Genomic DNA, 3,808 nt, shown 5'->3' on the forward strand with positions numbered 1-3,808 from the left:
CAGCGACCCCAACCGCTCGAACGCCACCACCCGCCGCCCATGCCACGTCGACGACGCGAACCGCAACGCCCGCCGCGCCTGCTCCCACGAGGTCGCCGCCGCCACCGCCGCCACCCGCTCCCCCATCCCGATCCACGGCCCGCCCGCCCCGGTTCGTGACGCTGGAAATGCGTGCACCACAGCAAAATTCAACGCATCCGAGAAGGCATGATCGGCCATTGCCACCTGCCCCGCGCGACGCATCGTGACACCCAGGCCACCAGCCGAGTCCGACGCGTGCTGCCGCTCGAACCCTGGCCCATTTCCGTGATCGTGCCGCCCCTGGCCCTGCCCCTGAGCGATCCCGCCGCGAAGCACCGGAGTTGGTGACAGCTCGGGCCGCCACGAGGCTCCAGCCGGAATGCCGCGCAGGCGCTGGGAATCCTCGCCCGCGGCGGGCGAGTCCGCACCACCGCGGCCGTGATCTGCTGCCCGGCTCGACAGCGCCGGATCTTGAACCAGCACAGCGACCGTCGCCCCGATGACTGCGTGCCGCAGCATCGGGACGTGCTCGCCGATGATCCGGACCGCCTCGGCCGCACCCGGCCCCGCCACCGCGAGCACGCGGGTGGCGCGCGCCGGATCCAACCCGAGTAGGCGCATCGCCCGTACCCGATCCTCGCGCCGTTCCTTCCCCGACAGCACCACTTCCAGCAGCGCCGGATCATCCATCCGCAACGGATTCGCCGCCCGTCGCGCCGAAACCACCCGCAGGCAATGCCTGACCCGATCCACCACCACCGGATCCAGCGGATGCGCGGCGCAGTCGGGATGCGGCGCACAGTCGGGATGCGTTGCGTGGCCGGGATCCACGCCGCACCCCCGATCAGCGCCCTCGCCCCGGTCTCGTAGTCGCCCCGGACGCGAGATACCGGCGGTTTCCGATGCGGACAGGCACGCGCCCCGCGCTGTGCAGGACGCCCGCCGCTCCAGCCACACCGCGGGATCAGCCCCGGCCGAATCGTGCACAGCGGTGGAGATCGCGGGCAGCAGCCGACCGGCGGCGTCGTAGCGAATCACAGTGCCGGAGGACCAAATCGCGCCGACCGGGCATTCGGCCAGCAGGGCGGCGGCGCGAATCACGGTGTCGGCATTGGCGGCGGACTCGTCGAACGCGTCGAAGTGGGCGATGACGCGCAGCACCGCGGCCGAGTCACCGCCCAGCGCCGACAGTCGCAGCGAATCCGGCACGGGCTCACTCCCTCCACGCTGATGGGATGTCCCCCGAGCGTGGCAAGCGAGCCGCCCACGCGCCGCGACTTTGAGCGATCGGTCCGGCTGGGTGGGACTCGCCCTGGACTCCGCCGCGCCTCAGGTCCCCTTCACGAAGCGCAGATAGCAGGCCGCGAAGATCAGCACGATCCCGGCATTGGCCAGCAGCCGCGCCCAGAAATGGTGCCGGAACACCAGAATGTCCACGCCGATGATGAGGGCGACCATCACGACGATGAGGAGCACCACGACCGTCTGTCTCGCCATGCCCCTTGTCTACTACAAGCCGCGGCCGGATACGGGCGACGATGGAGGTCGACACGGCCGTCGCGCGATGCGGTCTCGGACTCCGCGTCCATGGCAGGCAGGGTCAGGCGATCGCCCGGTCGGGCCGAGCCACGCTGCGCGCTGTCCGTACGGGGTGGCTGCGGAAATGTCTCGGAAGGCGGTCAGGTGAGCGGACCGGTTCTTTTGTCCTGTGGTGGAAGGACATTGGTGCGGAGGTGGCGGACGAGGGCGATCAGCCGGTCGGTGGTGGCGTCGGCGGGGTCGGTGAGCCGGAGGCGGAGGAGTTCGCGGCCGGAGGCGTGCAGGATTCGGGCGGTGTAGTCGGGGTCGGGAAGCTTCGGGAAGGCTTGCAGCAGTTCCTGTTCCAAGAAGGCCTGAACGACCTTCTGGGATTCGGCGAGGCGCTGATGCAGTTCGGGCGGCGCGCCCTCGGGCGGGAAGAGGAACAAGCGCCAGGTCGCCGGGTGCTCGTCGATGGCGTGGATGGACCCGGCGAAGGCGTTGATGAACGGGTCGGAGTCGCGTACCTGGGTGATCGCTTCGGCGAATTGGGTTGCGGCACGCGCGGATTCGCGGTCGATGAGGGCGATGAAGACACCGGCCAGGTCGCCGAACTGCTGGTAGAGGACCGGGCGGGTGATGCCCGCGGCCTCGGCGATGCGATTCGGAGTGGCGGCGTGGAAGCCTTCGGCGTCGACGATGGCGTGGGTGATGTCGAGGATCTGCTCGCGGCGGTTCTCCGCGGTCATCCGCCTGCGTACACCGGGGGCGCTCGTCACCCTTGACAGCTTAACTTACAACCTGTCAGTCTCTAACTAACAGGTTGAAAGTTGAGGTGTGCCGATGACGCTCCACTACCCCGAACTCGCTGAACGAGTACGCGGTCAACGAGATTCACAGCCCGGCCTCTACGGCGGCATCGACTTCCACACCTCCCCTTACCGATTCACCACCGATCCCGGCGACAAGTCCTCACTGCCGAAGTGGGTGGCCGCGCGCGAGCCGCTGCTCGCCGATGACCGCATGGTCGAATTGATGCGGACGGCGACCATGCTCGGCGATGTGGTCGCCGACCCCTACGCCGCGCTGGTCGCGCGCTACGGCGTCCCGGGTCTGATCGGGATGCTGCGGCGGGCGTGCCGCGACGGCATCGACTCGGTCCCCGACGCGCCCGCCGAGCTGCGCGCATTTCTCGCGGCCATGGAGGCCACCCCCGCCTGGGTGGATATGGACCTCGTCGAGCAGGGCGCGCGGCACATGCGCATCGGCGCGGCCTACCTGTCGCCCTTCCTGATTCGCGGCGCGTTCCTCGCCACCTTCCTCAATACGTACGCCGCCCTGCCGATGGCCATCACGGGTGCGCTGTCGGGACGCCGGGCCGCGCACCGGGTCAACGAGACCGCGACCTTCTTCACCGTGACCACCCTGCCCGGCGCGCTCGCCCGCCACGGCGAGGGCTTCGAAGCCGCCGCCATGGTGCGGCTCATGCATTCGATGGTGCGCTACAACGCCCTCGAACGCTCCACGCGCTGGGACGCCGACGTCTACGGCATCCCCGTCCCCCAGGTCGACCAGATGCCCGCCGGACTCATCAACATGTACCTGCTGGCCGTCCTCGCCCGGTGGCGCGGCCGCACCGAATTCACCCCGCGCGAACGCGCCATGCTCGAATTCAGCCGCTACCGCTGCTTTCTCTTGGGCCTCCCCGAGGAACTCCTCCCCACCACCGCCGAGGGCATCATCGACGTCTTCCACGCCCGCGCCGCCCTCCTGCGCGACGGCTTCGACGACGCCACCTGCGGCGAACTCGTCCGCTCCACCATGGACGCCTACCTGCGCCCCACCCGCACACCTTTCGACCGCGCCGCCGAAGCCGTCGAAAACAGCTGGAGCCGAGCCTTCTTCCTCGGATTCGCGGGCGGCAACCGAAAAGCCGCAGCCGCCATGAGCGTCCACCTCCGCCCGAGCGACTTCACCCGCGTGGCTGCGACAGCCCCGTTCATCATCATCCGCTTCCTGCTGATGACCATCGCCGGAGAACACCCCGCACTGCGAGCAGCCGCCGACAACCACACCCTCCGCGTCATCAGAAGTCGCCTGGCCACCTACGGCAACCCCGAATACACCACCGACGCAGCCACTTACACCTCCTCCCCCTAACCCGCCTTCTCGTCGAGTGGCACACCCTGGAGGAGATTTGTCCGAATCGGCCTCCAGGGTTTTCCACTCGGCGCTGCCTATGCTGGGCGTGGTGGGGTCTGTGACGGTT

General features: G+C 69.1%; 4 protein-coding genes. 1 reads left to right on the forward strand and 3 read right to left on the reverse strand.

What is annotated here, in order from left to right; genetic code table 11:
- The 3 genes from ACWELQ_RS40650 to ACWELQ_RS40660 all read right to left on the reverse strand — a co-directional run.
- The coding region (locus ACWELQ_RS40650; protein ID WP_452402318.1) for a hypothetical protein at nucleotides 1-1,230 on the reverse strand (1,230 nt) is incomplete at its 3' end.
- Between the two features lie 120 nt (nucleotides 1,231-1,350).
- Nucleotides 1,351-1,518 (reverse strand): hypothetical protein, encoded by a 168-nt coding sequence (locus ACWELQ_RS40655; protein WP_452402319.1) that lies wholly within the window; start codon nucleotides 1,516-1,518, stop codon nucleotides 1,351-1,353.
- A 182-nt stretch (nucleotides 1,519-1,700) separates the two neighbouring features.
- Nucleotides 1,701-2,288: a TetR/AcrR family transcriptional regulator gene (locus ACWELQ_RS40660; RefSeq protein WP_452402320.1), complete on the reverse strand. Its 588-nt coding sequence runs from the start codon at nucleotides 2,286-2,288 to the stop codon at nucleotides 1,701-1,703.
- 94 nt (nucleotides 2,289-2,382) lie between these two features.
- Here ACWELQ_RS40660 and ACWELQ_RS40665 point away from each other — a divergent pair, with 94 nt between their 5' ends.
- The gene (locus tag ACWELQ_RS40665) at nucleotides 2,383-3,699 is read left to right on the forward strand and encodes an oxygenase MpaB family protein (protein WP_452402321.1); all 1,317 of its coding nucleotides are present in this window, start codon (nucleotides 2,383-2,385) and stop codon (nucleotides 3,697-3,699) included.
- The last annotated feature ends 109 nt before the right edge of the window (nucleotides 3,700-3,808 follow it).

The organism is Nocardia sp. NPDC004722 (assembly GCF_053601505.1).

Excerpts from the sequence above, each read along its gene's own strand:
- ACWELQ_RS40655 (WP_452402319.1), bottom strand. The coding sequence starts at position 1,518 with ATGGCGAGACAGACGGTCGTGGTGCTCCTCATCGTCGTGATGGTCGCC.
- ACWELQ_RS40660 (WP_452402320.1), bottom strand. The coding sequence starts at position 2,288 with ATGACCGCGGAGAACCGCCGCGAGCAGATCCTCGACATCACCCACGCC.
- ACWELQ_RS40665 (WP_452402321.1), top strand. The coding sequence starts at position 2,383 with ATGACGCTCCACTACCCCGAACTCGCTGAACGAGTACGCGGTCAACGA.